15 protein-coding genes are annotated in these 25,788 nt (G+C 69.9%); 10 read left to right on the forward strand and 5 right to left on the reverse strand.

What is annotated here, in order from left to right; translation table 11 throughout:
• Window positions 1-28: 28 nt before the first annotated feature.
• The gene (locus STRTUCAR8_RS01180; RefSeq protein WP_006373538.1) at window positions 29-2,941 is read right to left on the reverse strand and encodes a glycoside hydrolase family 3 C-terminal domain-containing protein; all 2,913 of its coding nucleotides are present in this window, start codon (window positions 2,939-2,941) and stop codon (window positions 29-31) included.
• A gap of 362 nt (window positions 2,942-3,303) precedes the next feature.
• Here STRTUCAR8_RS01180 and STRTUCAR8_RS01185 point away from each other — a divergent pair, with 362 nt between their 5' ends.
• From STRTUCAR8_RS01185 to STRTUCAR8_RS01215, 7 genes are all read left to right on the forward strand, one after another.
• Window positions 3,304-4,998 (forward strand): substrate-binding domain-containing protein, encoded by a 1,695-nt coding sequence (locus STRTUCAR8_RS01185; RefSeq protein ID WP_006373533.1) that lies wholly within the window; start codon window positions 3,304-3,306, stop codon window positions 4,996-4,998.
• 27 nt (window positions 4,999-5,025) lie between these two features.
• Window positions 5,026-6,075 (forward strand): ABC transporter permease, encoded by a 1,050-nt coding sequence (locus tag STRTUCAR8_RS01190; protein ID WP_006373536.1) that lies wholly within the window; start codon window positions 5,026-5,028, stop codon window positions 6,073-6,075.
• Complete coding sequence (locus tag STRTUCAR8_RS01195) at window positions 6,072-7,031, forward strand: carbohydrate ABC transporter permease (RefSeq protein WP_044471434.1); 960 nt, start codon at window positions 6,072-6,074, stop codon at window positions 7,029-7,031. The genes STRTUCAR8_RS01190 and STRTUCAR8_RS01195 overlap by 4 nt, the downstream gene beginning before the upstream one ends.
• Before the next feature lie 135 nt (window positions 7,032-7,166).
• Window positions 7,167-9,398 (forward strand): sialidase family protein, encoded by a 2,232-nt coding sequence (locus STRTUCAR8_RS01200; protein ID WP_006373541.1) that lies wholly within the window; start codon window positions 7,167-7,169, stop codon window positions 9,396-9,398.
• Window positions 9,398-11,362, forward strand: coding sequence for a beta-galactosidase (locus STRTUCAR8_RS01205; RefSeq protein WP_006373544.1), 1,965 nt, complete (start codon window positions 9,398-9,400; stop codon window positions 11,360-11,362). Before STRTUCAR8_RS01200 ends, STRTUCAR8_RS01205 begins: the two co-directional genes overlap by 1 nt.
• On the forward strand, window positions 11,359-14,571 hold the full coding sequence (locus STRTUCAR8_RS53785; RefSeq protein ID WP_006373542.1) for a glycosyl hydrolase family 95 catalytic domain-containing protein: 3,213 nt from the start codon (window positions 11,359-11,361) through the stop codon (window positions 14,569-14,571). The genes STRTUCAR8_RS01205 and STRTUCAR8_RS53785 overlap by 4 nt, the downstream gene beginning before the upstream one ends.
• An 82-nt stretch (window positions 14,572-14,653) precedes the next feature.
• A complete protein-coding gene (locus tag STRTUCAR8_RS01215) occupies window positions 14,654-15,373 on the forward strand; it encodes a glycoside hydrolase family 12 protein (protein WP_006373534.1) in 720 nt (239 codons plus the stop codon).
• Between the two features lie 64 nt (window positions 15,374-15,437).
• Here the strand turns inward: STRTUCAR8_RS01215 and STRTUCAR8_RS01220 are convergent, their stop codons facing one another.
• From STRTUCAR8_RS01220 to STRTUCAR8_RS01230, 3 genes are all read right to left on the reverse strand, one after another.
• Window positions 15,438-16,625, reverse strand: a complete 1,188-nt coding sequence (locus STRTUCAR8_RS01220; RefSeq protein WP_044471435.1) for a sulfotransferase family protein — start codon at window positions 16,623-16,625, stop codon at window positions 15,438-15,440.
• A gap of 166 nt (window positions 16,626-16,791) precedes the next feature.
• The gene (locus STRTUCAR8_RS01225; protein ID WP_006373547.1) at window positions 16,792-18,843 is read right to left on the reverse strand and encodes a glycoside hydrolase family 31 protein; all 2,052 of its coding nucleotides are present in this window, start codon (window positions 18,841-18,843) and stop codon (window positions 16,792-16,794) included.
• A gap of 250 nt (window positions 18,844-19,093) precedes the next feature.
• Window positions 19,094-20,107: a LacI family DNA-binding transcriptional regulator gene (locus STRTUCAR8_RS01230; protein WP_044471436.1), complete on the reverse strand. Its 1,014-nt coding sequence runs from the start codon at window positions 20,105-20,107 to the stop codon at window positions 19,094-19,096.
• Window positions 20,108-20,519: 412 nt separating this feature from the next.
• On the opposite strand from STRTUCAR8_RS01230, the gene STRTUCAR8_RS01235 reads away from it, so the two are divergent.
• Complete coding sequence (locus STRTUCAR8_RS01235) at window positions 20,520-22,439, forward strand: acyl-CoA dehydrogenase family protein (protein WP_044471438.1); 1,920 nt, start codon at window positions 20,520-20,522, stop codon at window positions 22,437-22,439.
• A 121-nt stretch (window positions 22,440-22,560) separates the two neighbouring features.
• On the opposite strand, the gene STRTUCAR8_RS01240 is transcribed toward STRTUCAR8_RS01235, so the two are convergent.
• Window positions 22,561-23,013, reverse strand: a complete 453-nt coding sequence (locus STRTUCAR8_RS01240) for a lamin tail domain-containing protein (RefSeq protein ID WP_006373535.1) — start codon at window positions 23,011-23,013, stop codon at window positions 22,561-22,563.
• Between the two features lie 154 nt (window positions 23,014-23,167).
• Between STRTUCAR8_RS01240 and dxr the strand changes: the two genes are divergently transcribed.
• Together dxr and STRTUCAR8_RS01250 are read left to right on the forward strand one after the other, a co-directional pair.
• Complete coding sequence (gene dxr / locus STRTUCAR8_RS01245; protein WP_006373537.1) at window positions 23,168-24,454, forward strand: 1-deoxy-D-xylulose-5-phosphate reductoisomerase; 1,287 nt, start codon at window positions 23,168-23,170, stop codon at window positions 24,452-24,454.
• An 8-nt stretch (window positions 24,455-24,462) separates the two neighbouring features.
• Window positions 24,463-25,755, forward strand: coding sequence for a M50 family metallopeptidase (locus tag STRTUCAR8_RS01250; protein ID WP_179200509.1), 1,293 nt, complete (start codon window positions 24,463-24,465; stop codon window positions 25,753-25,755).
• Window positions 25,756-25,788 lie beyond the last annotated feature (33 nt).

Below are 25,788 nucleotides of genomic sequence, written 5' to 3' on the forward strand. Positions count from 1 at the left end.
CCTTCCATGTGCCGACCTCTCCGGACCCTCAGCCGGAGAAGCCGACGTGCGCCAGCCGCAACGGGCCGCGCAGTCTGAGGCGCAGGTCGTGCACGCCGTCCTTGTCGACGGTGAGCGTGGCGCGGACCGTCGTGTAGTCGTACGGACCCTCGGTCGGCGTCGGTGTCAGGACGGCCGCGGCTTCCGTGTCGTCGTCGAGTACGACCTCCACCACCCCCTCGCCGGCCACCTCGACCGTGATCGCGGCGAGGCCCGCCCCGAAGTCGCAGTCCCGGTAGAGCAGTTCGGCCTCCTTGCCGCCCGCCGGAGTGACCGCGTCTCCCGACACCTTCGTACGGTCGACGATCTCGACGCCGGTCTGCTCGTCGAAGTCGGCTGCCGACAGGCCCAGTTGACGGACCGGGCGGGGTGCCGACGGGGTGCCGGTCACCTGGACCGTCGTAAGCACGCGGATGTCCTCGCTCGACGCGCCCACCAGGACCTCGTACGCGCCCGGTGCGAGGCGTCGGCCGCCGATCGCCACGTCCCAGAACTCCAGGCAGCTGAGCGGGAGTTCGAAGGAGACGAAGGCCGATGCTCCCGGGGCCAGGGTGATCCGGCGGTGGGCCAGCAGCTCCCTGCGCGGGCGGGCGACCGGTGACTCGGGCGCCCTCGTGTACAGCTGCGCCACCTCGTCCGCCGTGACGTCCCCGGTGTTGGTGACGGTGAACGACACCCGCAGCGTCCCGTCGTCCGCCGCCTCGGCCGTCAGGTCGGTGTACGCGAACGACGCGTACGACAGGCCGTGGCCGAAGGGGAACAGGGGCGCGCCCTCGAAGTAGAGGTACGTCTGGCGGGAGCCGATGATGTCGTAGTCCAGCAGGTCGGGGAGGTCCGCGTCGTCGGCGTACCAGGTCTGCGGGAGGCGGCCCGCCGGAGAGACGTCGCCCGCCAGGACGCGGGCCAGCGCCGTGCCCGCCGCCTGTCCGCCGTGCGCCGTCCACAGGGCCGCCGGGAGTTCCGTGACGTCCACGGCGTACGGGTACGCCGAGGTCAGGGCCAGGACCGTCCGGGGGTTCGCGGCACGGGCCGCGTCCAGCAGGCGCTGCTGGTGGGCGGGGAGGCGGAGCGTCGTGCGGTCCTCGGTCTCGCGGCCGTTGATGTGCGGGTCGTTGCCCGCGACCACCACGACCACGTCCGCCCGGGCAGCCACTCTCTTCACCGATTCCTCACCACGTTCGGCGACGATCAGTTCGAAGATCTCCGGAGGGGCCTCGTTCCCGTCGGCAACTTTCACGCCGTCGGCGGCGACAGAGACGTGGCGACCCGTACCGACGTGCCTGAGGAGGTGACGGTTCTTGTGCGAATCACCGGACCCACCGGACCCATCGGCCTCACCGGCCTCACCGGACCCGTGGGGCTCCAGGCGGAAGGTCTCCTGGACGACCCAGCCGCCCGGCTGGTCCGCCGACGCCCGTACGTAGCCGTCCTCCGCGACCGAGAGGTACCGGCCGTCGGGCGCCCGCAGCGTCAGGAGGCCCTCGCCCCAGTCGATCAGCGCGAACTCGGTGCCGTCGGCGTCGACGGTGAGCGCGGGCAGGTCGGTGCGGCCCGCGAGGAGGGCCGGGTCCAGCGCGCCCTCGGCGCCCCGGGCGACGTCGGGCGCGTCCTCGGCGGGCGGTACGTGCAGGAACGTACCGGCCGACGTGCGCAGCCGTACGCGGTCCACACCCTCGGCGAACTCGACGTGCTCGGCGCCGAAGCGCTCGTACAACGCCTCCAGCGGCGTCGAGCGGTGGATGAGGGTGCCGCTGTACCAGTCGGCCTTGCACTCGTCGGCGAGCAGACCGACGACCGCCACGCGCGAGCCGGGGGACAGGGGAAGGGTGCCTGCGTCGTTCTTCAGCAGGACGATCGCCTGTTCCGCCGCCTCCAGTGCGAGCGCGCGATGGGCCGGGGTGTCGAAGTCCGGGACGCTCGCGTACGGGTCGTACTGCGGGTCGAACTCGCCCAGACGGAAGCGCACCGAGAGCTGGCGGCGGACCGCCCTGTCGATGTCCTCCTCCGTCAACAGGCCCTGGGACAGGGCACCTTGAAGACGGGCGACGATCTTCGAACTGTCCGTGCCGTGATCGGTGAAGCTGTCCACGCCGGCGACCAGCGCGGCGGCCGTCGCCTCCTCGTGAGTGTCGAAGTAGTGCTCCGAGTCGACCAGGTTGGAGGGCGCGGCTGCGTCCGAGCAGACCAGCAGGTCCTCGTCCGTCCAGGTGCGCAGGTGTTCGCCCAGGAGCGGCGAGACGTGGTTGGGGCGGCCGTTGACCAGGTTGTACGCGGGCATCACACCCGCCACCGCGCCCGCCTCGACCGTCTCGCGGAAGGCGCGCAGATCGTATTCGTGCAGGACGCGCGGGCGGACCGAGGAGGACGTGACGTCCCTGCCGGTCTCGTTGTTGTGGGCCAGCCAGTGCTTGAGGACCGGGGCCGTGCGCCAGTACGCGGGGTGGTCGCCGCGCAGGCCGCGCGTGTAGGCGGTGGCGATCGCCGAGGTCAGCTTCGGGTCCTCCGAGTAGCCCTCCTCGTTACGGCCCCACAAGGGGTGGCGCAGCAGGTTGACCGTGGGTGCCCAGACGTTGAGGCCGACCCGGTCGTCGCGGGCGCGCATCGCCCGCACCTCCCTGGACACCACCTCGCCGACTCGCTGCACGAGCTCCTCGTTCCAGGTCGCGCCGAGACCGACCGCCTGCGGGAACACGGTCGCCGGGCCCATCCACGCCACCCCGTGCAGCGCCTCCTGGCCGGTGCGGAAGGCGGCGACGCCGAGCCGCTCGACGGCGGGCGCGAACTGGTGCAGGAACGCCACCCGTTCGTCGAGGGTGAGGCGCGACAGCAGATCGTCGATGCGCTTCGCGGTCGGCAGCCGCGGATCGCGGAATGGCGGCGAAGGCGGCGTTTGTGCGGTCACGTGGGGTTCCCTTTGCAATGGAGTGGCTCGGCGCATTCGAAGCGCTTCGATGCTCATTCGACGTGGGGGTGGGTGTCAAGAGACCCAGACGCAACAAATCCGTCTCCCACCCGTGATGTCAGGCGGCACCGGGGGGTGGTTTGGGCCGCCCTACAGGGCTTCGCACCTCGGAGGAATCTTGGAACCGACCCTTGTGCACCCTCAGGTGTTCACTTAACCTCGCAGCAACATCGAAGCGCTTCGACTGCGGATTGCCGTAGCACGAGTCGGAGAATCGCTTCAGCTCAGCCAGTAACACTCAAGACACCGCAGCCGACGGCTCCACCGCCGGGTGTCCTGGTGCGCCATGAAGGGTTGACGCAATGACGCCGAACGCCTCCTCCGCCTCCTCCGTACCGAGCCGGAGAAGCTTCCTCGCCTCCACCGCGGTCGTCACCGCAGCGGTCGCGGGCGGGATGCCGCTGCTCGCCGCCTGCGGAGGCTCGGACAGCAAGTCGCGCGAGGGCACCACGTCGGGCAAGGACGCGAAGAAGATCCTGCCGGCCTTCGTGGCCAGCAACGTGGTGCAGCCGGACATCCCGTCGAAGAACGGTTCGTCGATGGGCTTCACCGCCCCGCTCGACATCGCCACGCTCAAGACGTCGGTGGCGAAGAAGCTCGGCAGTGGCGGCAAGGTCACCATCATGTCGCCGTTCTGGGGCTCGCCGCCCAAGGGCGACAACCCCTACTACACGTCGATGAACGACCTGATCGGCGTCGACGTCCAGTGGCGGAACCAGGACGGCAACACCTACGACCAGAAGCTAGGCGCGGTCCTCGCCTCCAGCGACGTGCCCGACGTGGTCGTCGTCCCCGGCTGGAACATGATGGGCAAGATACCCAGCGCCATCGCCGGCAAGTTCGCCGACCTCGGCCCGTATCTGTCCGGCGACAAGGTCAAGGAGTACCCGAACCTCGCGGCGATCCCCAGCGGCGCCTGGCAGCGCTCCATCTTCGGCGGCAAGCTGATGGGCCTGCCGATGCCCTCCTCGTCGATCCAGAACATCACGCCCCTGTACCGCCAGGACCTCTTCGAGAAGGAGGGCTACGAAGTCCCGCGGTCCTCCGACGAGTTCATGGCCCTGTGCAAGGACATCACCAACGCCCGGGCGAAGGTGTGGGCCTGCGGTGACATGAAGTGGACCGCGATGAACAACTTCGGGGTGCTCGGCGGCGGGGAGAAGCCGCTCTGGTGGAACCTGGTCGACGGCAAGCTGATCAACCGCCTGGAGACCCCGGAGTACCTCGAAGCCATCGAGTGGACGCGCAAGCTGTTCGCCGCCGGAGTCGTGCACCCCGACTTCAAGCTGGGCAAGAGCTCGGCGGTCGACCCGGCGCCCAAGTTCGCCGCCGGCGAGTTCCTGATCTGGAACAACAACCTCGTCAACTGGTACGGCCAGCAGGCCTCCCAGGCCACCACGAACCCCGACTTCAAGATCTGGGGCATGGACATCTGGGGCCACGACGGGGGTGACCCGACGCTGTACGCGCAGAACCCGGCCGGCATCTTCGCCTTCGTCAGCAAGAAGGCCTCCGAGTCCGTCGTCCGTGACGCGCTGGCGGTCGCCAACGTCACCGCGGCGCCGTACGGCACCAAGGAATGGATGATGACCAACTACGGCGTCGAGGGCACGCACTACACCCTCAAGGACGGCGTGCCGGTCAAGAACGACAAGGGCAACAACGAGGTCCTCAACGCCTACGTCATGGTGGCGAGCCCCGCCCCGACCATCGCCCACCCCGACCTCCCCGACATCACGAAGGCCAGCGTCGAGTGGGAGCAGCGGATGGGCGCCTTCACCAAGAAGTCGTCGTTCTGGGGCCTGCAGATCACCGAGCCCTCCCGCTACACCAACCTCGCCAACGACTTCGAACAGCTCGAGGACGACATCATCCGCGGCCACAAGAAGATCAGCGACATGCAGCAGGCCGTCTCCGACTGGAAGAGCAAGGGCGGCGACCAGCTGCGCGACTGGTACAAGAAGCTCCTCGACGAGAACGGCACGGCGGCGAGCTGATCAGGCTCTGAGGCAAGGAGAACGGCTGTGTCCCACGGCACGGTGCCTCGGAGCAGTGCCGAGGCCAGCACACCGGTGAAGACCGCGGTGGCGTCCGACGACGCCACCTCCGACGACGCCACCGACACCCGCAAGGTACGGGTCTCGGGCAAGCTGAGCCTCCGGCTCAGGTACAGACGTGACCGCGTCATGATCCTCATGACGCTGCCGGCCATCGCGCTGGTCCTGGTCTTCAACTACCTGCCGATCCTCGGCAACGTCGTCGCCTTCCAGGACTACGACCCCTACATCAGCGACAACGGCATCGTCTCCATCCTGCACAGCCCCTTCGTCGGCCTGGAGAACTTCCAGCGGATCTTCGAGGACTCCGCCTTCTGGAACGCCGTCCAGAACACGCTGGTGCTGTTCTTCGTCCAGCTCGTGCTGTTCTTCCCGATCCCGATCCTGCTGGCGCTGCTCATCAACAGCGTGGTCAGGCCCCGAATACGGGCCGTGGCACAAGCCGTTCTCTACCTGCCGCACTTCTTCTCCTGGGTGCTGGTCATCGCCGTCTTCCAGCAGATGTTCGGCGGCGCGGGGATGCTCTCCCAGCTGCTGCGGCAGAACGGGTACGACGGCCTCGACATCATGACCAACCCGGACACCTTCCCCTTCCTGATCACCGCGCAGAGCGTGTGGAAGGACGCGGGGTGGGGGATCATCGTCTTCCTCGCCGCCCTGGCCTCGGTGCCCACGGACCACTACGAGGCCGCCGCGATGGACGGCGCCGGACGCTGGCGCCGCATGTGGCACGTCACGCTTCCCGCGCTGCGTCCGGTGATCGCTCTCCTCCTCGTGCTGCGCGTCGGCGACGCCCTGACCGTCGGGTTCGAACAGATCCTGCTGCAACGCGACGGCGTCGGCACGGACGCCGGGGAGATCCTCGACACCTTCGTGTGGTGGAACGGCGTACGCAACCAGGACTTCGGCTACGCGGCCGCCGCCGGTCTCATCAAGGGCGTGGTCAGCATCGGTCTGGTCCTCGCCGCGAACAAGGTGGCCCATCTCATGGGCGAGCAGGGGGTGTACAAGAAATGACGTCCGTGATGTGGGAGCCCCGCCAGGACACCGAGCCGGTACAGCAGAAGGCGCCCCGCTGGTGGGCGGCGCCTCCGCGCCCGGCGTGGGAGGAAGAGCCCTCGAAGGCAGGCCTCGCGGGCAAGGGCATCGCCCTGGCGTTCGCCTGCCTGGCGGTGGTCTTCCCGCTGTGGATCGTGATCGTCACCAGCCTCTCCTCGCGGAAGACCATCGACGAGGCGGGCGGCCTGGTGATCGTGCCGAAGGGCCTCAGTTTCATCGCCTACCAGGAACTGCTCAGCGGCGGCCAGGTCACCCGCGCCGCGCTCATCAGCATCTTCGTCACCCTGGGCGGCACGCTGTTCTCGATGGCGGTGTCCATCATGTGCGCCTACGGCCTGTCCCGCAGCGGCTCCCTCGCCCACCGCGGGATCCTGATGACGCTGCTGGCGACCATGTTCTTCAGCGCCGGCCTCATCCCCACCTACCTGCTGGTGCAGTCCCTCGGCCTGACGGACAGCTATCTGGCGCTGATCCTGCCGAGCGCGGTGAGCATCTTCAACATCCTGGTGCTGCGGGGCTTCTTCATGGGGATCTCGCCGGAACTCATCGACAGTGCGCGCATCGACGGAGCCGGTGACTTCCGCATCCTGTGGCAGATCGTCCTGCCGTTGTCCCGTGCGGTCGTCGCGGTGATCACGCTGTTCTACGCGGTGGGGTACTGGAGCGCCTGGTTCAACGCGTCGCTCTACCTCAACGACCAGGACATGATGCCGCTGCAGAACATCATGATCCAGCTTGTGCAGAAACAGGAGGCTCCGGTCGGTCTGGGGCAGGCCATCAAGACCGGTCAGCTGTCCGGTCTCGCCGTGCAGATGGCGGTCATGGTGATGGCCCTCCTTCCGGTGGCGGTTCTCTCCCCGTTCGTGCAGCGGCACTTCAAGAAGGGCATGCTGACCGGCGCCGTCAAGGGCTGAGGTCGTGGGTTCGCTGTACGGGGTGCCTCTTGCGGTCCATTGGCGACTGCGGGGCTGTTGTCGTTGATCGCGCAGTTCCCCGCGCCCCTGATGGGGCGCGTCTTCCTCCCCCCTTTTCCAAGATCGAGGTAAGTCATGTCTTCGTCCCGTCCGAGTAGACGTGCCGTACTTGCCGGGAGCGCCGCCGTTGCCGCGCTCTCCGCCGTGTCCCTGTCCGGTACGGCGGCCCAGGCGGCCTCCGGCGCCGCAGCGACCCCCGCCTACCGCTGGCGTACCGCCGTCATCGGCGGCACCGGGTTCGTCACCGGAGTGCTGTTCCACCCGTCCGTCCGCGGTCTCGCCTACGCCCGTACCGACATCGGCGGCGCCTACCGCTGGGACGACCGGGCCGCCCGCTGGACCGCGCTCACCGATCACCTCGGCTGGGACGACTGGAACCTCCTCGGGGTGGAGGCGATCGCCGTCGACCCCGCGCACCCCGACCGCGTCTACCTCTCCCTCGGCACCTACGCCCAGTCGTGGGCCGGAAACGGTGCCGTCCTGCGCTCCGAGGACCGGGGCGCGACCTGGAAGCGCACCGACCTGACCGTGAAGGTCGGGGCCAACGAGGACGGGCGCGGCACCGGCGAGCGGCTGCTCGTCGACCCACGTGACAGCGACACCCTGTGGCTGGGCACCCGGCACGACGGACTCCTCAAGTCCACCGACCGGGGCGCCACCTGGACCACCGCGAGCACCTTCCCGGCCACCCCGAGCGCGAGCGGCCAGGGCGTCACCCTCCTGGTCGCGGCCGGCCGTACCGTCTACGCCGGCTGGGGCGACGGTGACGGAAAGGGCACCGCCGGTACGGCCAACCTGTACCGCACCACCGACGGCACCAGATGGGAAGCCGTACCCGGACAGCCCGTCGGCGTCACCTCCGCCAAGGTGCCGATCCGCGCCGCCTACGACAAGCAGACCCGCGACCTGTACGTGACGTACGGCAACGCGGCCGGCCCCAACGGGCAGTCGGACGGCAGTGTGCACAAGCTGCGCACCACGACCGGGAGTTGGACGGACGTGAGCCCGGTTCTGCCGGGCGGGACCACCGCCGACGGCTCCGCCGACACCTTCGCCTACGGCGGAGTCGCCGTCGACGCCTGCCGGCCCGGCACCCTCGTCGTCTCCACCAACAACCGCTGGGCCGACATCGACACGGTGTTCCGGTCCACGAACGGCGGCCGCACCTGGACGTCCCTCAAGGACAGCGCCGTGTTCGACGTGTCCGAGACCCCCTTCCTCAACTGGGCCCAGGACAAGCCGAAGTTCGGCTGGTGGATCCAGGCACTCGCCCTCGACCCCTACGACTCCCGGCACATCGTCTACGGGACCGGCGCGACCCTCTACGGCACCCGCGACCTCAAGCACTGGGCCCCGCAGATCCGCGGCCTGGAGGAGACGTCCGTACGCCAGCTGATCTCGCCCCCGGTCGGGGAGGCGCACCTGCTCAGCGGGCTCGGGGACATCGGCGTGATGTACCACGAGCGGCTCACGGCGTCCCCGTCGCGCGGGATGGCGTCGAACCCCGTGTTCGGATCGGCGACGGGACTCTCCCAGGCCGCCGCCAAGCCTTCGTACGTCGTCCGCACAGGGTGGGGCGACAACGGCAACGGGGCCTTCTCGAACGACGGCGGTCGCAGCTGGGCGCCCTTCGCCGCCCAGCCCGGCATCGCCAAGGACGCACCGGGCCCGATCGCCACCAACGCCGACGGCAGCGTGCTGGTGTGGACCTTCGTGCACTGGGACGGCACGAAGTACCCGGCCCAGCGCTCCACGGACAACGGCGCGACCTGGTCCGAGGTCTCCTCCGTACCGAAGGGCGCCACGCCGGTCGCCGACCCGGCCGACCCGAAGCGCTTCTACGCGTACGACACCGACTCGGGAACGCTGTACGCCAGCACGGACAGCGGCCTCACCTTCACGGCCCGGGCGAGTGGACTGCCCTCCGGTGACAGCCAGTTCGAGCTGGTCGCGGCGCCGGGAAGGGTGGGTGACCTGTGGCTGAGCACCAAGGGGAACGGGCTCCACCGGTCCACCGACGGCGGCGCCACCTTCGCCAAGGTCGCCAGCTGCTGGGCCTCGCACACGCTCGGGTTCGGGCGCGCGGCCAAGGGCGCCGCGTACCCGGCGATCTACATGGTGGGTTCCACCGAGACCATCACCGCCGTCTACCGCTCGGACGACGAGGCGAAGACCTGGACGCGGATCAACGACGACGCCCATCAGTGGGGGTGGACCGGCGAGGCCATCACCGGCGACCCGCGCGTCTTCGGCCGTGTCTACCTCGCCACCAACGGACGGGGCATCCAGTACGGGGAGCCCGTCTGATGCCGGGGCTCGGTGACGCCACCCGGGGGCGCGTCCTCTTCGGCGGCGACTACAACCCCGAGCAGTGGCCGGAGGAGACCTGGCACGAGGACGTCCGGCTGATGAAGGACGCCGGCGTCAACTCGGTCACGCTCGGCGTCTTCTCCTGGGCGAAGCTCGAACCCCAGCCGGGGGCACGGGAGTTCGGCTGGCTGGACCGCCTGATGGACCTGATGCACGACAACGGCATCGGCGTCGTCCTCGCCACACCCACCTCCTCACCGCCGCCCTGGATGGGCCGACTCCACCCGGAGACCCTGCCCGTCGCCGAGGACGGCCGGATCGAGTGGTGGGGCGGGCGCCAGCACTTCGCGCACTCCAGTGCCGTCTACCGCCGCTACGCCGCCGCCGTCACCGAGGACCTGGCCGCCCGCTACGGCAGCCATCCCGCCCTCACCATGTGGCACATCAACAACGAGTACTGCACCTACGACTGGGGCGACGAGTCGGCCACCGCCTTCCGTCGCTGGCTCCAGGACCGGTACAGCACACTCGACGTTCTCAACGAAGCCTGGGGAACGGCGTTCTGGAGCCAGGGGTACGGCGACTGGGAGGAGATCCTGCCGCCGCGCCTCCCGCACTACATGCGCAACCCCACCCAGGTCCTCGACTTCAAACGCTTCACCTCCGACGCGCTCCTGGAGTGCTACCTCGCGGAACGCGACATCGTCCGCCGCCACACCCCGCACATCCCGGTCACCACCAACTTCATGCCGATGTGGGTGGGACAGGACGCCTGGCGCTGGGTCCAGGAGGAGGACGTCGTCTCCGTCGACCTCTACCCCGACCCGCGCGACCCGTTCGGCGCCCAACAGGGCGCGCTCGTACAGGACATGACCCGTTCGCAGGCGCGCGGCCCGTGGATGCTGATGGAACAGGCGGCCGGCCCCGTCAACTGGCGGGGCGTGAACCACCCCAAGCCGCGCGGCCTCAACCGACTCTGGTCCCTCCAGGCGGTGGCGCGAGGCGCCGACGCCGTCTGCTACTTCCAGTGGCGCCAGTCCCGTCAGGGCGCCGAGAAGTTCCACTCCGGCATGGTCAGCCACGCCGGCGAACAGGGCCGCACCTTCCAGGAGATCAAGCAGCTCGGCGCCGAATTGGCGACCATCAGTGGCGAGGTGACGGGCAGTCACACTGTCAACGACATCGCCGTCCTCCACGACTGGCACGCCTGGTGGGCCGGCGCCCAGGACGGCCGGCTCTCCTCCGAGGTGGACTGTGCGCAGGTCGTACGGGCCTGGCACCGCGCCCTGTGGGAGGCGCGTCTCGCGACGGACTTCGCCCACCCCGAGCACGACCTGTCGGCCTACCGGCTCGTCGTCGTACCGCAGTTGTACCTGCTCACGGACGCGGCGATCGACAACCTCCTCGCCTATGTACGAGGCGGCGGCACCCTCGTCTGCGGTTTCCTGACCGGAGTCGCCGACGAGGACGACCGGGTGCGGCCCGGCGGTATGGACGTGCGGCTGCGCGAGCTGTTCGGGCTGGGCACCCTGCACGAGTGGTGGCCGCTGGACGCGGGTGAGACCGTCGAAACGGACGGATTCCAGGGCCACTTGTGGTCCGAGGAGCTGGAAGCCGACGGCGCCGACGAGGTCACCCCGTACAAGGGCGGCGAACTCGACGGGCTGCCGGCGGTGCTGCGCAAGGGGCGCGCCTGGTACCTCTCCACGCTCCCCGAGCCCGAAGCGCTGCGTGACCTCCTCGCGCGGATCGGCGCCGACGCGGGTGTCCGGCCGGTGCTGGACGGGCTGCCCGCCGGAGTCGAGGCGGTCCGGCGCGGTGAGCTGCTCTTCGTACTCAACCACGGCTGCGACCCGGTCACCGTCCAGGTACCCGGCGTCCACCGGGACCTGCTGACCGGCGACATCGTCATGGACACGGTGTCGCTGGACCGGTACGGAGTGGCGGTGCTGAAGCCATGACAGCCGACGGAGCCGTCCACGGCCCTGTCCACGGAACCTGGGAACCACGCCCCGCGACCCGCTGGGAGGACGGCTACCTGAGCGGCAACGGCCGCCACGGCGCGCTGGTGTTCGGCGACCCGGAGAGTGACCGGGTCGTCGTCACGCACCACACCCTCGTACGCCCGAACGGCGGCGAACACGCCCGCCCGCCGCAGTTGGCGGACCAACTGACCGCCCTCCAGGACCGGTTGCTGACCGGGGACGCCACGGCCGCCGAGAGCTTCACCGACGGACGGGAACTGCAGTGGGTGCAGCCCTTCCACCCGGCGTTCCAGGTCCGGCTGCGCGGGGGCCCACCGGCGGGGGAGGGGCGCGACTACCGCCGTTCCGTCGACTTCACCACCGGAGTCACCGACGCCCAGTCCGACTCCTGGCACAGCCGAGTCTTCGTGTCCCGCGCGGACGACGTCATCGTCCAGTACGTCACCGGCGGCCCTGGCGCCCAGCGCGGTCCTGGCCACCCCGGCGTCTCCGCGACAGCGGGTGTCACCGGCGGGCCCCGGGGCGCGGGTGTCCCCGGTGACGCTGGGTCCTCTGGCGGCACCCGTGGTCCTGGCCACCCCGGCGTCTCCGCGACTGTGGGTGTCGTCGGCGGGAGCCGGGGCTTGGGTGTCCCCGGCGACAGCGGGACCCCTGGCGACAGCCGCGGCCCTGGCGCCCAGCGCGGTCCTGGCCACCCCGGTGTCTCCGCGACAGCGGGTGTCACCGGCGGGCCCCGGGGCGCGGGTGTCCCCGGTGACGCTGGGTCCTCTGGCGGCACCCGTGGTCCTGGCCACCCCGGCGTCTCCGCGACTGTGGGTGTCGTCGGCGGGAGCCGGGGCTTGGGTGTCCCCGGCGACAGCGGGACCCCTGGCGACAGCCGCGGCCCTGACGTCCCTGGCGGTCCTGGCCACCCCGGTGTCTCCGCGACAGCGGGTGTCACCGGCGGGCCCCGGGGCGCGGGTGTCCCCGGTGACGCTGGGTCCTCTGGCGGCACCCGTGGTCCTGGCCACCCCGGCGCCTTCGCAACAGCGGGTGTCACCGGCGGGCCCCGGGGCGCGGGTGTCCCCGGCGACACCGGGTCCTCTGGCGGCACCCGTGGTCCTGGCCACCCCGGCGTCTCCGCGACTGCGGGTGTCGTCGGCGGGAGCCGGGGCTCGGGTGTCCCGGGCGACAGCGGGACCCCTGGCGACCCCAGTGGCCCTGGCTACCCCAGCGGGCCCGGCCACCCCGGTGTCTCCGCGACTGCGGGTGTCACCGGCGGACCCCGGGGTTCCGGCGTCCCTGGCCCCGCCGGGACCTCTGGCGGAACCCGTGGCCCCGGCCACGCCGGCCTCCCCGGCGATGCCAAGACCCCCGGCGGCACCCGTAGCCCCCGCCCAACCGGCGGCGCCACTCTCACCCTCGACATCGATCTCGACCACCGACTCCCGGGCGCCCCAGCCGAGTTGGGGGTCGGCCAGAGTGTGGTGCGTACCCCGGAGGGTGCCCTGCTCACGCTCCGGGCCCGGTACCCCGGCAGCGACCGTGCGTACACCGGGGTGACCCTGGTCGTGGCCACCGGCGGGGAGACCACCCTGACCCCGCCCGGCGTCCGTGTCGAGGGCGCCGAGTCCGTGCTGCTGCTGACCCGCGTCGTCCGGCACGTCGGTGAACTGGACACGGCGGATCATGTCCGGGCCCTGCGGGAGCTGCTGCCGGACCCGGACGGTGAACCGGGGTCGGATGAGCAGCCGGATGAGCAGCAGACGTACGAGCGTCTCCTCGCCCGGCACACCCTGCTCCACCGCACCGCCTACGACCGTGTCACCCTCGACCTCGCAGCGGACGAAGACGAACGCGCCCTGCCCGGCGCGGAGTTGCTCACCCGAACGAAGAGCCCCGCCCTCCTGGAGCGCCTCTTCGCCGCTGGCCGCTACCACCTGCTGTCGGCCAGTGGAATGCTCCCGCCCCGGCTGGTCGGCCTGTGGACCGGCGACTGGAACACCGCCTGGTCCGGGGCGTTCACCACCAACGCCAACCTCAACCTCCAGACCGCTTCGGCGGCGGCCGGAGCCCTCCCCGAAGTCACCGAGGCCCACGCCTCCCTGATCCATCGTCAGCTCGGCGACTGGCGGGAGAACGCCCGCGCGGTCTTCGGCGCCCGAGGCGTGGTCGCGCCCTCGCACACCGACGGCGAGTCCGGGCTGACGTACCACTTCTCCCGGGAGTACCCCCTCCACCTGTGGACGGCCGGCGCCGACTGGCTGCTCAAGCCGCTCCTCGACCACGACGAGACCGAGGGCGTCCATGACCCGCGCACGGTCGCCCTGCTCGCCGAAGTCGCCCTGTTCTACGAGGACTTCCTCACCCGCACCGACGCCGACGGACACCTCGTCGTCGTCCCCTCCTACTCGCCGGAGAACCGTCCGGCGAACGCGAGCTGGGGTGCCCTCAACGCCGCCATGGACCTCTCGGCGGCCCGGCACGCACTGCTCGCCGCCGCCGAACACCACCCCGACGACCCCGGTGACCCCGAACGGGCCGACCGCTGGCGGGCGTTGGCCGACCTGCTCCCACCGCACCGGATCAACGCCGACGGCGCCCTCGCCGAATGGGCGTGGCCCGGCCTCGACGACACCTACGACCACCGTCACCTCAGCCATCTCTACGGGGTCTGGCCCCTCGAAGAGATCAACCCGTACGACACCCCGGACCTCGCCGCCGCCGCGTACCGCGCCCTCCAACTCCGGGGCGCCGAGAACGACTCGGCCCACGGCCACCTGCACCACGCGCTGATCGCCGCCCGCCTCCGCGACGGCGAACGGGTCACCCAAGCCCTCGGCCAGGTGCTCGACGGCGACTTCTTCCACACCTCCCTGATGAGCTCCCACTACCCGGGGCGGGACGTCTACAACGCCGACGCCGCCCACGCCCTGCCGGCGGCGCTCATCGAGGCGCTCGTCCAGTCGACCCCCGACCGACTGGTCCTCCTGCCCGCGCTCCCGGCGGCCTGCCCCACGGGCCGACTCCGGGGCGTACGGACGCGGTTCGGCGCGGAGGTGGACCTCGACTGGGGGCCGGGGCGGGGCCGGGCCGTCGTACGTCCCACCCGTAGTCGCCGTATCGACCTCAGGACTTCCTCCGGCGCGCACACGCTCGATCTCGTCGCCGGAGAAGACCGCGTTCTCGACCTGGGACCGCGGTAACCGCACCGAGGAACAGCGCAGCAGACAAAACAGCACACACCCCCCACACCCGCATTTCCCCCCACCCTTGGAAGGAACCCCCATGGCAACACGCACCCGCATGCTGAGCCGGATCACCAAGGCCATGCTGGCCCCCGCTCTCGCGCTCGGCGTCACCGTCGGTCTCGCCTCCGCCCCCGCCTCGGCCGCCGTCTGGAACTCCTGCGACCAGTACGGCAACACGAGCCTGAACGGCTACACCCTCTACAACAACATCTGGGGCTCCGGAGCCGGCAGCCAGTGCACCTGGGCCAACTCCGGTACCAACTGGGGAGTCTGGGCCAACCACCCCAACACCGGCGGCATCAAGTCCTACCCCAACTCCAAGAAGGTGATCAACAAGTCGATCACCTCGCTCGGTTCGCTCACCAGCAACTACAACGTCACCGTCCCGTCGTCCGGCGCGTACAACACGTCGTACGACATCTGGGACACCGACTACGACTACGAGATCATGCTCTGGGTCAACAAGACCGGAGCCGTCGGCCCGCTCGGCACCTCGCAGGGCAACGTGACGCTGGGCGGCCACACCTGGACCGTCTACAAGGGCAACAACGGCGCGAACGAGGTCTTCTCGTTCGTCCGCACCTCGAACTCGACGTCCGGCTCGGTCAACATCCTGCCGATCCTCAAGTGGATCAAGGACACCAAGGGCTGGTTCGGCAACGAGACGATCGGTGACGTGCAGTTCGGGTTCGAGATCACCTCGTCCTCCGGCGGCCTGAACTTCACCACCAACAACCTGACGGTCAGCAGCAGCTGACGCGGTCGGACCGAAGACAGGAAGAACAGGAGCCGGTGACAAGGGCCGGGGCAGGCCGTGCCGTTCAGGCGCGGTCGACCTCGGCCCGCAGGGCGTTGTAGTCGGCGAAGGCCGCGTCGACGTCGGCGCCGGTCAGCCCGTACCGGGCCAGGTCGTAGCTGTGCGGGCGGCTGCCCTTGGGGCGGGCGGCCACCGCGGCGAGCCGGGCGGCGTCGGCGTCGGTCCAGCGGGCGCCGACGGCCGCGTAGAGCTTCGGGGCGCCCGTCGCCGGGTTGGAGCCGAGCCAGGAGTACGGCACGTCGACCAGGGACTCGCGCGGGACGGCGGCACGGGCGGCGAGGCCGCGGCGCACGGACTCGCTGAGCAGCTCCAGCCAGGTGGCGCCGAGTCCGGGCAGGTCCAGGGGGCGCAGCGTGATCGCCATGCCGTGCTCGATGAGACTGCAGAACGAGGCCACCACGGCGGCCGGATCACGGTGGGTCCACACGATCGTGGCGTCCGGGAAGACCCGGAGCAGTGCGTCCAGGTTCCCGGTGTGCAGAGGGGACTTGAGAACCCAGCGGCGGCGCGGCCGACCGTACTGGAGCACCTGGTAGATCTGCTTGAGATACGCGTAGTCGGGGACGAAGTCCCGCTCCTGCAGGGCCGCTCGGTACTCGGGGATACGGGCCTGGGACAACGGCATGATCGTGTGCGGGAGGGCGAAGGTGCACTCGTCCGGGCCCTCGGCGGTCATCGGGTGGATGTCGCGGTAGCGCGGGGCGAACAGGTTGATGCCGCCGACCATCATGCGCGCGGCGCGCACCGCCTTCCGCCGCTGCTCGGGGGTGCCGTCGAGGTCGGGTGTCAGTAACTCCCACAACCTGGGACATCGGTGCTCGTCCGAGAGGGACAGCACCCCGTGGGTGAGCGTGGTGGCGGTACGCGGCAGACCCACCACGAACACCGGTCTCTCGATGGGCTCCTCGGTGATCGCGGGCCGCTCGGCGATCAGCCGCAGGACACGCGCCCTGTTGGCGAGATGCCTGCGGACGTGTCCCTGCGCGGACATCCAGCCGACCGGGGTGAGGTTCTCGTCCCGGGCCCAGTGGCCCAGCAGGGAACGGAAGCCGTCGACGAAGTCCTCGTCGCCCGGCGCCTGTCCGGCGTCGGCGACCAGCCGGTCGAAGACATGGCCGGGGGTCCGGCGGGAGCGGTGGGCCGGCCGGAGCAGGAGGTCGGCCAGCTGAAGAGCAAGCGGGGGTGAGGACACGGGTGGGGACACGGGTGGGGGGACCCTTCGACGGGGAGTGGAGTTGGACGGAGGGTCCTTACCCACCCAACTACCCTTTCCTGCATCGGAGTTCACAGGAAACCCAGCATTAACAGGCGGCCGGCCCTCCGCTCGATGGGCCGGCCGCCGCCGCGTCGGGGCGCCGCTACTCCGCCACAGGCAGTCGCGCCCCGTCCCGCAGGAACAGCGGGATGCGGTCCAGGGGCGCGTCGACCGTCACGGCCGCACCACCCTCGTACGTCTCACCGGTCCACGCGTCCGTCCAGCTCGCCCCCGCCGGAAGATACGCCGTACGGGTCGTCGCGCCCGCCGTCAGCACCGGGACGACCAGCAGATCGGGACCGAAGAGATACGCGTCGTCGACGGACCACGCCGCCGGGTCCCCCGGGAACTCCAGGAACAGCGGGCGCATCACCGGCAGCCCCTCCTCGTGCGCCTCCCGCATGACCCGCAGCACATACGGCTTCAGACGCTCACGCAGCCGGACGTACCACTCCAGGATCACGCCGGCCTTCTCGCCGTACGACCACACCTCGTTGGGGCCGCCGGTCATGTCGGGGCCCAGGGGCATACCCGGGTCGCGGAAACCGTGCAGACGCATCAGCGGGGACAGCGCGCCGAACTGGAACCAGCGGACCATCACCTCCTGGTACGCCGGATCGTCCGGGTCGCCGCCGTGGAAGCCGCCGATGTCGGTGTTCCACCAGGGGATGCCGGAGAGGGCGGTGTTGAGACCGGCCGCGATCTGGCGACGCAGGGTCGGGAAGTCGACCCCGATGTCACCCGACCACAGAGCGGCGCCGTAGCGCTGACTGCCCGCCCACGCCGAGCGGTTGAGGCTGATCACCTCGTCCTCGCCGGACGCGACGAGGCCCTCGTAGAACGTGCGGGCGTTCTCCAGCGGGTACAGGTTGCCGACCTCCAGGCCGGGGCCCGCCCAGTACCGCAGGTTCTCCGGGAAGCCGGGCTTCAGCTCCGGCTCACAGGCGTCCAGCCAGAACGCCGTGATGCCGTACGGGGCGAGGTAGTTGTCGCGGATCTTCGACCAGAGGAACTCGCGGGCCTCCGGGTTCGTGGCGTCGTAGAACGCGACCTGGACGGTGGACGCGACACCCTTGTCGGGCCAGTCGGCGTGCGCCATCGGGCCGTACTGCGTGCCGATGAAGTAGCCGCGCTGCTCCATCAGTTGATGGTTCTCGGAGAGGGGCGACACCGAAGGCCAGACGGACACGACGAGCTTGACGCCCATCTCCTCCAGCTCCCGCACCATGGCGGCCGGGTCGGGCCACTCGGCCGGGTCGAACTTCCAGTCGCCCAGATGCGTCCAGTGGAAGAAGTCGCACACGATGGCCCGCAACGGCAGTCCGCGACGCTTGTACTCCCGGGCCACATCGAGGAGTTCGTCCTGCGTGCGGTAGCGCAGCTTGCACTGCCAGAAGCCGGCCGCCCACTCCGGCAGCATCGGCGTACGGCCCGTCACCGCGCTGTAGCGCCGCTGCGCGTCGGCAGGCTGCCCGGCGGTGATCCAGTAGTCGATCTGCCGGGCCGAATCCGCCACCCAGCGCGTCCCGTTGCCCGCCAGTTCCACGCGCCCGATCGCCGGGCTGTTCCACAGCAGGGTGTAACCGCGGCTGGAGGTGAGCACCGGTACGGACACCTCGGCGTTGCGCTGCACGAGGTCCAGCACGACACCCTTCTGGTCGAACCGGCCGTGCTGGTGCTGGCCGAGCCCGAACAGCTTCTCGTCCTCGTAGGCGGCGAACCGCTGCTCCAGCCGGTGGTAGCCGTTGCCGACAGCCGTGTAGAGACGCGAGCCCGGCCACCAGAAGTGCGCCCGCTCCTCGGCGAGCAGCTCGGCGGCGTCATCGCCGCGCAGGAACCGGATAAGGCCCTCGGCGCTCACCTCGACGGTCAGCGCGCCGACGGTCAACTGCCCCTGCCCGCCCTCGATCTTGACGGTGTACGGCGTCGACGGCGGCTCGTCCAGGAGCGCACCCGGCAGCCCCTCCAGGACCGGCCCACCGAGCCGTGTCCTGACCCGGACCGCGTCCGGGCCCCAGGGCTCGATCCGTACGGTCTCCTGGCGGCCGCTCCACTCCAGCGCGCCGTCCCGCTCACGGAACGTACCGACGGTGGGGGAGGACTGCGCGAGGCTGACCGCGCCTGACGGGGGCAGGGTTTCGGCGGGCTGGTTCACGTGGCGGCTCCTGATGGAAGGAGTGAAGGAAGGAGTGAGCAGAGGAGAGGGGAAGGCGTGGGGGGAGGAGGATCCGGGCACGGCTCGGCCGGACCGGGACAGGCAGGGGTCATCAACGCCCGTCGGACGTCCGGGCGTTGGTCGCGAGGGTTCGGTTGTGGTGGTCGGATCGGTGGCGGGCGGTTCAGGAGGTGACCGGTTCAGCCGGTGTGCGGGGTGAGCGGTTCAGCCGGTGTCGGGAGTGCCTGGTTCAGGACGTGGCGGGGGCCGGACCCGTACTGGCCCGCACCGTCAACTCGGGCGCGATCAGCGCGACTTCGTCACTCCCGTGCCCTTCGAGCTTGGCGATCAGCAGTTCCACCGCGCGGCGGCCCATCTCCTGGGCGGGAATGGCGACGGACGTCAGCCGCACCGAGGCCTGGGTGGCGACCTGGTCCGGACAGACGGCGATGACCGACACGTCCTCCGGCACCGCCCGCCCCTGCTGGCGCAGCAGCGCGAGCAGCGGTTCGACCGCCGACTCGTTCTGTACGACGAAGCCCGTGGTGCCCGGCCGTTCGTCGAAGATCCGGGCGAGCGTCACCGTCATCGCGTCGTACCCGCCCTCGCACGGCCGGTGCAGCACCCGCACCCCCAACTCCCGTGCCCGGAACCGCAGTCCGTCGAGCGTGCGCTCGGCGAAACCGGTGTGCCGTTCGTAGACCGCGGGTGCCTCGCCGATGACAGCGATGTCCCGGTGCCCGAGCTGCGCGAGGTGCTCGGCGCACAGCGCGCCCGTGGCCCCGAAGTCGAGGTCGACGCAGGTCAGGCCCTCGGTGGCGGCCGGCAGCCCGATGAGGACGGACGGCTGGTCCGTGTCACGCAGCAACGGCAGCCGCTCGTCGTCGAGTTCGACGTCCATCAGGATCATCGCGTCGGCGAGCCCGCTGCCGGTCACCCGGCGCACGGCGTCGGGGCCCTCCTCGCCGGTGAGCAGCAGTACGTCGTACCCATGGGTGCGGGCACTGGTCGCCACCGCGATGGCGATCTCCATCATCACCGGCACGTACATGTCGGTACGCAACGGGACCATCAGGGCGATGATGTTGGAACGGCTGCTCGCCAGCGCCCGGGCGCCCGCGTTCGGGTGGTAGCCGAGCTGTTGGATGCTCTGCTCCACCCGCTGCCGTGTGCCCACGGAGATGGACCGCTTGCCGCTGAGGACATAGCTCACCGTGCTCGCCGAGACTCCGGCGTGCTGGGCGACCTCGGCGAGGGTGACCATCCAGCTCTCCAAGCATTGTGTGAAGCGCTTCGACAGTGCGCATGACGGATATCGGCGACGGATAACAGCGAGTGAGGGGTGGAACGACAGTAACGCCACCACGAGTGGGTGTCCATATGTTGTCGAAGCGCTTCGACAACGATTCTCGGAGCTTTTTCGGCCAGGAGGGCCACTTTCGCACCCGGCGGCGGCCACTGGGGAGTGCCTGCGCGAAACGACGTCCCGGTACCGCGTCGCGCGAGGACTGGTGGGGTCGCCCGTAATCGGGTACCAACGATCGAGTAGCACCGATCAGTAACGTACGGTCCTCAAGATCCCGATTCGCGGCGAGGTGTGCCTCATGTCCGCAAGCCCAGCCAAACCCACCACCGAACCCACCGGCAACCCCACCGGCAACCCCACAGGCAAACCCATGAGCAAACCCACCGTCACCGAGCGGGAGGCCCGCCAGGTCGCGGAGGCCGCCCGGGAGCAGGGGTGGCAGAAGCCGAGCTTCGCCAAGGAACTGTTCCTCGGCCGCTTCCGCCTCGACCTCATCCACCCCCACCCGCTCCCGGCCGCCGAGGACGCGCGGCGCGGTGAGGAGTTCCTCGCCAGGCTGCGCGACTTCTGCGAGACGAAGATCGACGCGGCCCGCATCGAGCGCGAGGCCCTGATTCCGGACGAGGTGATCAACGGGCTCAAGGAGCTCGGCGCCCTTGGGATGAAGATCGACACCAAGTACGGCGGTCTCGGCCTCACCCAGGTGTACTACAACAAGGCGCTCGCCCTGGTGGGCTCCGCGAACCCGGCGCTCGGCGCGCTGCTCTCCGCCCATCAGTCGATCGGCGTACCGCAGCCGCTGAAATTGTTCGGCACCCAGGAACAGAAGGACGAGTTCCTGCCGCGCTGCGCCCGCACCGACATCTCCGCGTTCCTGCTGACGGAACCGGACGTCGGCTCCGACCCGGCCCGCCTCGCCACCACCGCGGTACCGGACGGCGACGACTACGTCCTCGACGGGGTCAAGCTCTGGACGACCAACGGTGTCGTCGCCGACCTCCTCGTCGTCATGGCCCGCGTACCGAAGTCGGAGGGCCACAAGGGCGGCATCACCGCGTTCGTCGTCGAGACCGCCTCCGAGGGCGTCACCGTCGAACACCGCAACGCCTTCATGGGCCTGCGCGGCCTGGAGAACGGCGTCACCCGCCTCCACCAGGTCCGTGTCCCGGCCGCCAACCGGATCGGCCCCGAGGGCGCGGGCCTCAAGATCGCCCTGACGACCCTGAACACGGGCCGCCTGTCGCTGCCGGCGATGTGCGTGGGCGCCGGCAAGTGGTGCCTGAAGATCGCCCGGGAGTGGTCGGGCGTACGGGAGCAGTGGGGCAGGCCGGTCGCGCTGCACGAGGCGGTCGGATCGAAGATCAGCTTCATCGCGGCCACCACCTTCGCCCTCGAAGCCGTCCTGGACCTCTCCTCCCAGATGGCCGACGAGAACCGCAACGACATCCGCATCGAGGCCGCCCTCGCCAAGCTGTACGGCTCCGAGATGGCCTGGCTGATGGCCGACGAACTCGTCCAGATCCGCGGCGGACGCGGCTTCGAGACGGCCGAGTCGCTCGCCGCCCGCGGAGAACGGGCGATCCCGGCCGAGCAGATCCTGCGCGACCTCCGGATCAACCGCATCTTCGAGGGCTCGACCGAGATCATGCACCTGCTGATCGCCCGCGAGGCGGTCGACGCCCATCTGACGGTCGCCGGCGACCTCATCGACCCCGAGAAGTCGCTGTCGGACAAGGCGAAGGCGGGCGCGAACGCCGGTGTCTTCTATGCCAAGTGGCTGCCGAAGCTCGTCACGGGAGCCGGTCAACTCCCCAACTCGTACAGCGAGTTCAAACGCGAGGTCGACCTCTCGCCGCATCTTCGGTTCGTCGAGCGCGGCGCCCGCAAGCTGGCCCGCTCCACCTTCTACGCCATGTCCCGCTGGCAGGGCCGGATGGAGACCAAGCAGGGCTTCCTCGGACGGATCGTCGACATCGGCGCCGAACTGTTCGCGATGAGCGCGGCCTGCGTACGCGCCGAACTCCTGCGCGCCCAGGGCCAGAACGGCCACGAGGCCTACCAACTGGCCGACGCCTTCTGCCGCCAGGCCCGGGTCCGCGTCGAGGAACTCTTCGGCCGGCTGTGGACCAACACCGACGACGTCGACCGCGCGGTGGTCAGGAACGTCCTCGCCGGCACGTACACCTGGCTGGAGGAGGGAGTCGTCGACCTCTCGGGAGACGGCCCCTGGATCGCGGACGCCACCCCGGGCCCGACACGCCAGGAGAACCTGCACCGCCCCATCCGCTGAACGTGTCCCCGCGCCCCTACAGGGGCGCGGGGCCGTGCCGAACTGCGGCTTCGCCGCGTGGGCGCGACAAGCCGACAAGCCCCCACCTACCCGCAGGCAGTGAACCGCCCGTCCAGCGGAGCTAACACCACTTGTCGCTCGGGTCGCTGGTCGTCCACTTGCAGTCGTCGACCTTCGACCCGTTCGCTCTCGTCAGGATCGCCGTGTCGCTGGTGTTGTTCCAGACGTACCAGGCACGCTTCTGGAACTTCGTCGCCGCGGTGTCCGTGCCCTTGCCGGTGCGGATCTTCATGGTCTTGCCCGCGCCGATCTTCAGATTGGCGAAGGTGTACTTGTGATTGGCGACGTCCTTCAGGATCCAGCCCTTCAGCGATATGGACGCCGAACTGGTGTTCTTGATCTCCACCCACTCCCCGTTGAGGGAGGCGTTGGAACCGGTGTCCGAGCCCGGACTGTCGAACCACACGTGCCGGATGACCACACCACCGGCAGCCTCGGCCGGAGTGCTGAGAACCGCGCCGGTCAGGGCCACGGCGCCCGCGAGCGCGGGCAGGGCGGTACGTCGGATGCGCATCGAGATCCCCCCAGGATTTCGTCCACGACTGACCGGTCGTCCACCGGTCAGGGAAGAAGTGTTATCACATGATCTGTATGTGGGTTTCACTTATGGACACTCACGGGAGGGACGCCCTGTCCTCACTATCGGTGGCAGCGGCCACAATGGAGGGATGACCGACAGTCCAGCCCCACTCGCAGACCCGCACGTCGTCTTCGACCCCGTCGCCGAAGGCGGTCCGCGGGACGTGGTGATCCTCGGTTCCACCGGATCGATCGGCACCCAGGCCATCGACCTCGTGCTGCGCAACCCGGACCGCTTCCGGGTCACCGGGCTCTCCGCCGCCGGCGGTCGGGTGGAGCTCCTCGCCGAGCAGGCCCAGCGGCTGCGCGTACGCACGGTCGCGGTGGCCCGCGAGACCGCCGTACCGGCCCTGCGCGAGGCACTGAGCACGCGCTACGGCGCCGGGGAGCCGCTCCCCGAGATCCTCGCCGGACCGGAGGCGGCCACCCACCTCGCCGCCGGCCCCTCCCACACCGTGCTGAACGGCATCACCGGCTCCATCGGCCTCGCCCCCACCCTCGCCGCGCTGAAGGCGGGCCGCACCCTCGCGCTCGCCAACAAGGAGTCGCTCATCGTCGGCGGCCCGCTGGTCAAGGCGCTCGCCAAGCCGGGCCAGATCATCCCGGTCGACTCCGAGCACGCGGCCCTGTTCCAGGCTCTCGCGGCCGGTACCCGTTCCGATGTGCGCAAGCTCGTGGTGACGGCGTCCGGCGGCCCCTTCCGCGGCCGTACGAAGGCGCAGCTGGCCGATGTGACCGTCGAGGACGCGCTGGCGCACCCCACCTGGGCGATGGGCCCGGTGATCACGATCAACTCCGCGACCCTCGTCAACAAGGGCCTGGAGGTGATCGAGGCACACCTCCTCTACGACATTCCCTTCGACCGCATTGAGGTGGTCGTGCACCCGCAGTCGTATGTCCACTCGATGGTTGAGTTCACGGACGGATCGACACTGGCCCAGGCCACGCCCCCCGACATGCGGGGCCCCATCGCGATCGGCCTCGGCTGGCCGGAGCGCGTTCCTGACGCCGCGCCCGCGTTCGACTGGAGCAAGGCGTCGACGTGGGAGTTCTTCCCACTCGACACCGACGCCTTCCCCTCGGTCGGCCTCGCCCGGCATGTGGGGCAGCTCGCGGGCACGGCCCCCGCGGTGTTCAATGCGGCCAACGAGGAGTGCGTGGAGGCGTTCCGCGCCGGCGGGCTACCGTTCAACGGAATCATGGAGACCGTGACGCGGGTGGTCGAGGAGCACGGCATCCCTCTTACGGGAACTTCCCTGACCGTCGCGGACGTCCTTGAAGCGGAGTCCTGGGCGCGGGCGAGGGCCCGGGAACTGACACAGCAGACGAAGAAACAGCAGACGAAGACAGCGCAAGCGGCGGAGGCCCGTGCATGACGACACTGATGATGGTCCTGGGCATAGTCGTCTTCGTGATCGGCCTGCTGGTGTCGATCGCCTGGCACGAGCTGGGACATCTCTCCACGGCGAAGCTCTTCGGCATCCGCGTACCGCAGTACATGGTCGGCTTCGGTCCGACGATCTGGTCGCGCAAGAAGGGTGAGACCGAGTACGGCTTCAAGGCGATCCCGTTCGGCGGCTACATCCGCATGATCGGGATGTTCCCGCCGGGCCCGGACGGCCGCATAGAGGCCCGCTCGACCTCCCCCTGGCGGGGCATGATCGAGGACGCGCGCGCCCAGTCCTTCGAGGAGTTGCTGCCGGGCGACGAGAAGCGCCTGTTCTACACACGCAAGCCGTGGAAACGCGTCATCGTGATGTTCGCGGGCCCGTTCATGAACCTGATCCTCGCGGTGGCCCTGTTCCTGACCGTCCTGATGGGCTTCGGCGTCTCGCAGCAGACCACCACTGTGGCTTCCGTCTCCCAGTGCGTCATCGCCCAGAGCGAGGGCCGCGACAAGTGCCGTACGACCGACGAGGCCTCCCCGGCCGCGGCGGCCGGCCTCAAGGCGGGCGACAAGATCCTCTCCTTCGGCGGGGTCCAGGTCGACGCCTGGAACAAGCTCTCGGACGAGATCCGCGCCAACCCCGGCAAGGACGTGGCGATCGTCGTCGACCGCAAGGGCGAGCAGGTCACCCTGCACGCGAAGATCGCCTCGAACCAGGTGGCGAAGAAGGACTCCAGCGGCCAGATCGTCCAGGGCCAGTACGTCACGGCCGGCTTCCTCGGCTTCGGCGCGGCCACCGGCATCGTCCGCCAGGACTTCGGCGACTCGGTGACCTGGATGGGCGACCGGATGGGCGAGGCCGTCGACTCCATCGCGAGCCTGCCCGGCAAGATCCCCGCCCTGTGGAACGCGGCCTTCGACGGCGGCGAACGCGCGGCGGACTCCCCGATGGGCGTCGTCGGCGCGGCCCGCGTGGGCGGTGAGATCTTCACCCTGGACATCCCGCCCACCCAGCAGCTGGCGATGGCGTTGATGCTGGTGGCGGGCTTCAACCTGTCCCTCTTCCTCTTCAACATGCTGCCGTTGCTGCCGCTGGACGGCGGCCATGTCGCGGGCGCCGTGTGGGAGTCGCTGCGACGGAACACGGCGAAGCTGCTCAAGCGCCCGGACCCGGGTCCGTTCGACGTGGCGAAGCTGATGCCGGTCGCCTATGTGGTGGCGGGACTCTTCATCTGCTTCACGCTGCTGGTCCTGGTGGCGGACGTGGTTAACCCGGTGCGCATCTCGTAGCCATCGGGTGTTCGCGAAGGCGTGTGTGACGGC

Origin of the sequence: Streptomyces turgidiscabies Car8, from assembly GCF_000331005.1 — a bacterium.
GTDB classification, from domain to species: Bacteria; Actinomycetota; Actinomycetes; order Streptomycetales; family Streptomycetaceae; genus Streptomyces; species Streptomyces turgidiscabies.

Excerpts from the sequence above, each read along its gene's own strand:
- STRTUCAR8_RS01250 (WP_179200509.1), top strand. The coding sequence starts at position 24,463 with ATGATGGTCCTGGGCATAGTCGTCTTCGTGATCGGCCTGCTGGTGTCG.
- STRTUCAR8_RS01195 (WP_044471434.1), top strand. The coding sequence starts at position 6,072 with ATGACGTCCGTGATGTGGGAGCCCCGCCAGGACACCGAGCCGGTACAG.
- STRTUCAR8_RS01215 (WP_006373534.1), top strand. The coding sequence starts at position 14,654 with ATGGCAACACGCACCCGCATGCTGAGCCGGATCACCAAGGCCATGCTG.
- STRTUCAR8_RS01185 (WP_006373533.1), top strand. The coding sequence starts at position 3,304 with ATGACGCCGAACGCCTCCTCCGCCTCCTCCGTACCGAGCCGGAGAAGC.
- dxr (WP_006373537.1), top strand. The coding sequence starts at position 23,168 with ATGACCGACAGTCCAGCCCCACTCGCAGACCCGCACGTCGTCTTCGAC.
- STRTUCAR8_RS53785 (WP_006373542.1), top strand. The coding sequence starts at position 11,359 with ATGACAGCCGACGGAGCCGTCCACGGCCCTGTCCACGGAACCTGGGAA.
- STRTUCAR8_RS01200 (WP_006373541.1), top strand. The coding sequence starts at position 7,167 with ATGTCTTCGTCCCGTCCGAGTAGACGTGCCGTACTTGCCGGGAGCGCC.
- STRTUCAR8_RS01230 (WP_044471436.1), bottom strand. The coding sequence starts at position 20,107 with ATGGTCACCCTCGCCGAGGTCGCCCAGCACGCCGGAGTCTCGGCGAGC.
- STRTUCAR8_RS01205 (WP_006373544.1), top strand. The coding sequence starts at position 9,398 with ATGCCGGGGCTCGGTGACGCCACCCGGGGGCGCGTCCTCTTCGGCGGC.
- STRTUCAR8_RS01235 (WP_044471438.1), top strand. The coding sequence starts at position 20,520 with ATGAGCAAACCCACCGTCACCGAGCGGGAGGCCCGCCAGGTCGCGGAG.
- STRTUCAR8_RS01240 (WP_006373535.1), bottom strand. The coding sequence starts at position 23,013 with ATGCGCATCCGACGTACCGCCCTGCCCGCGCTCGCGGGCGCCGTGGCC.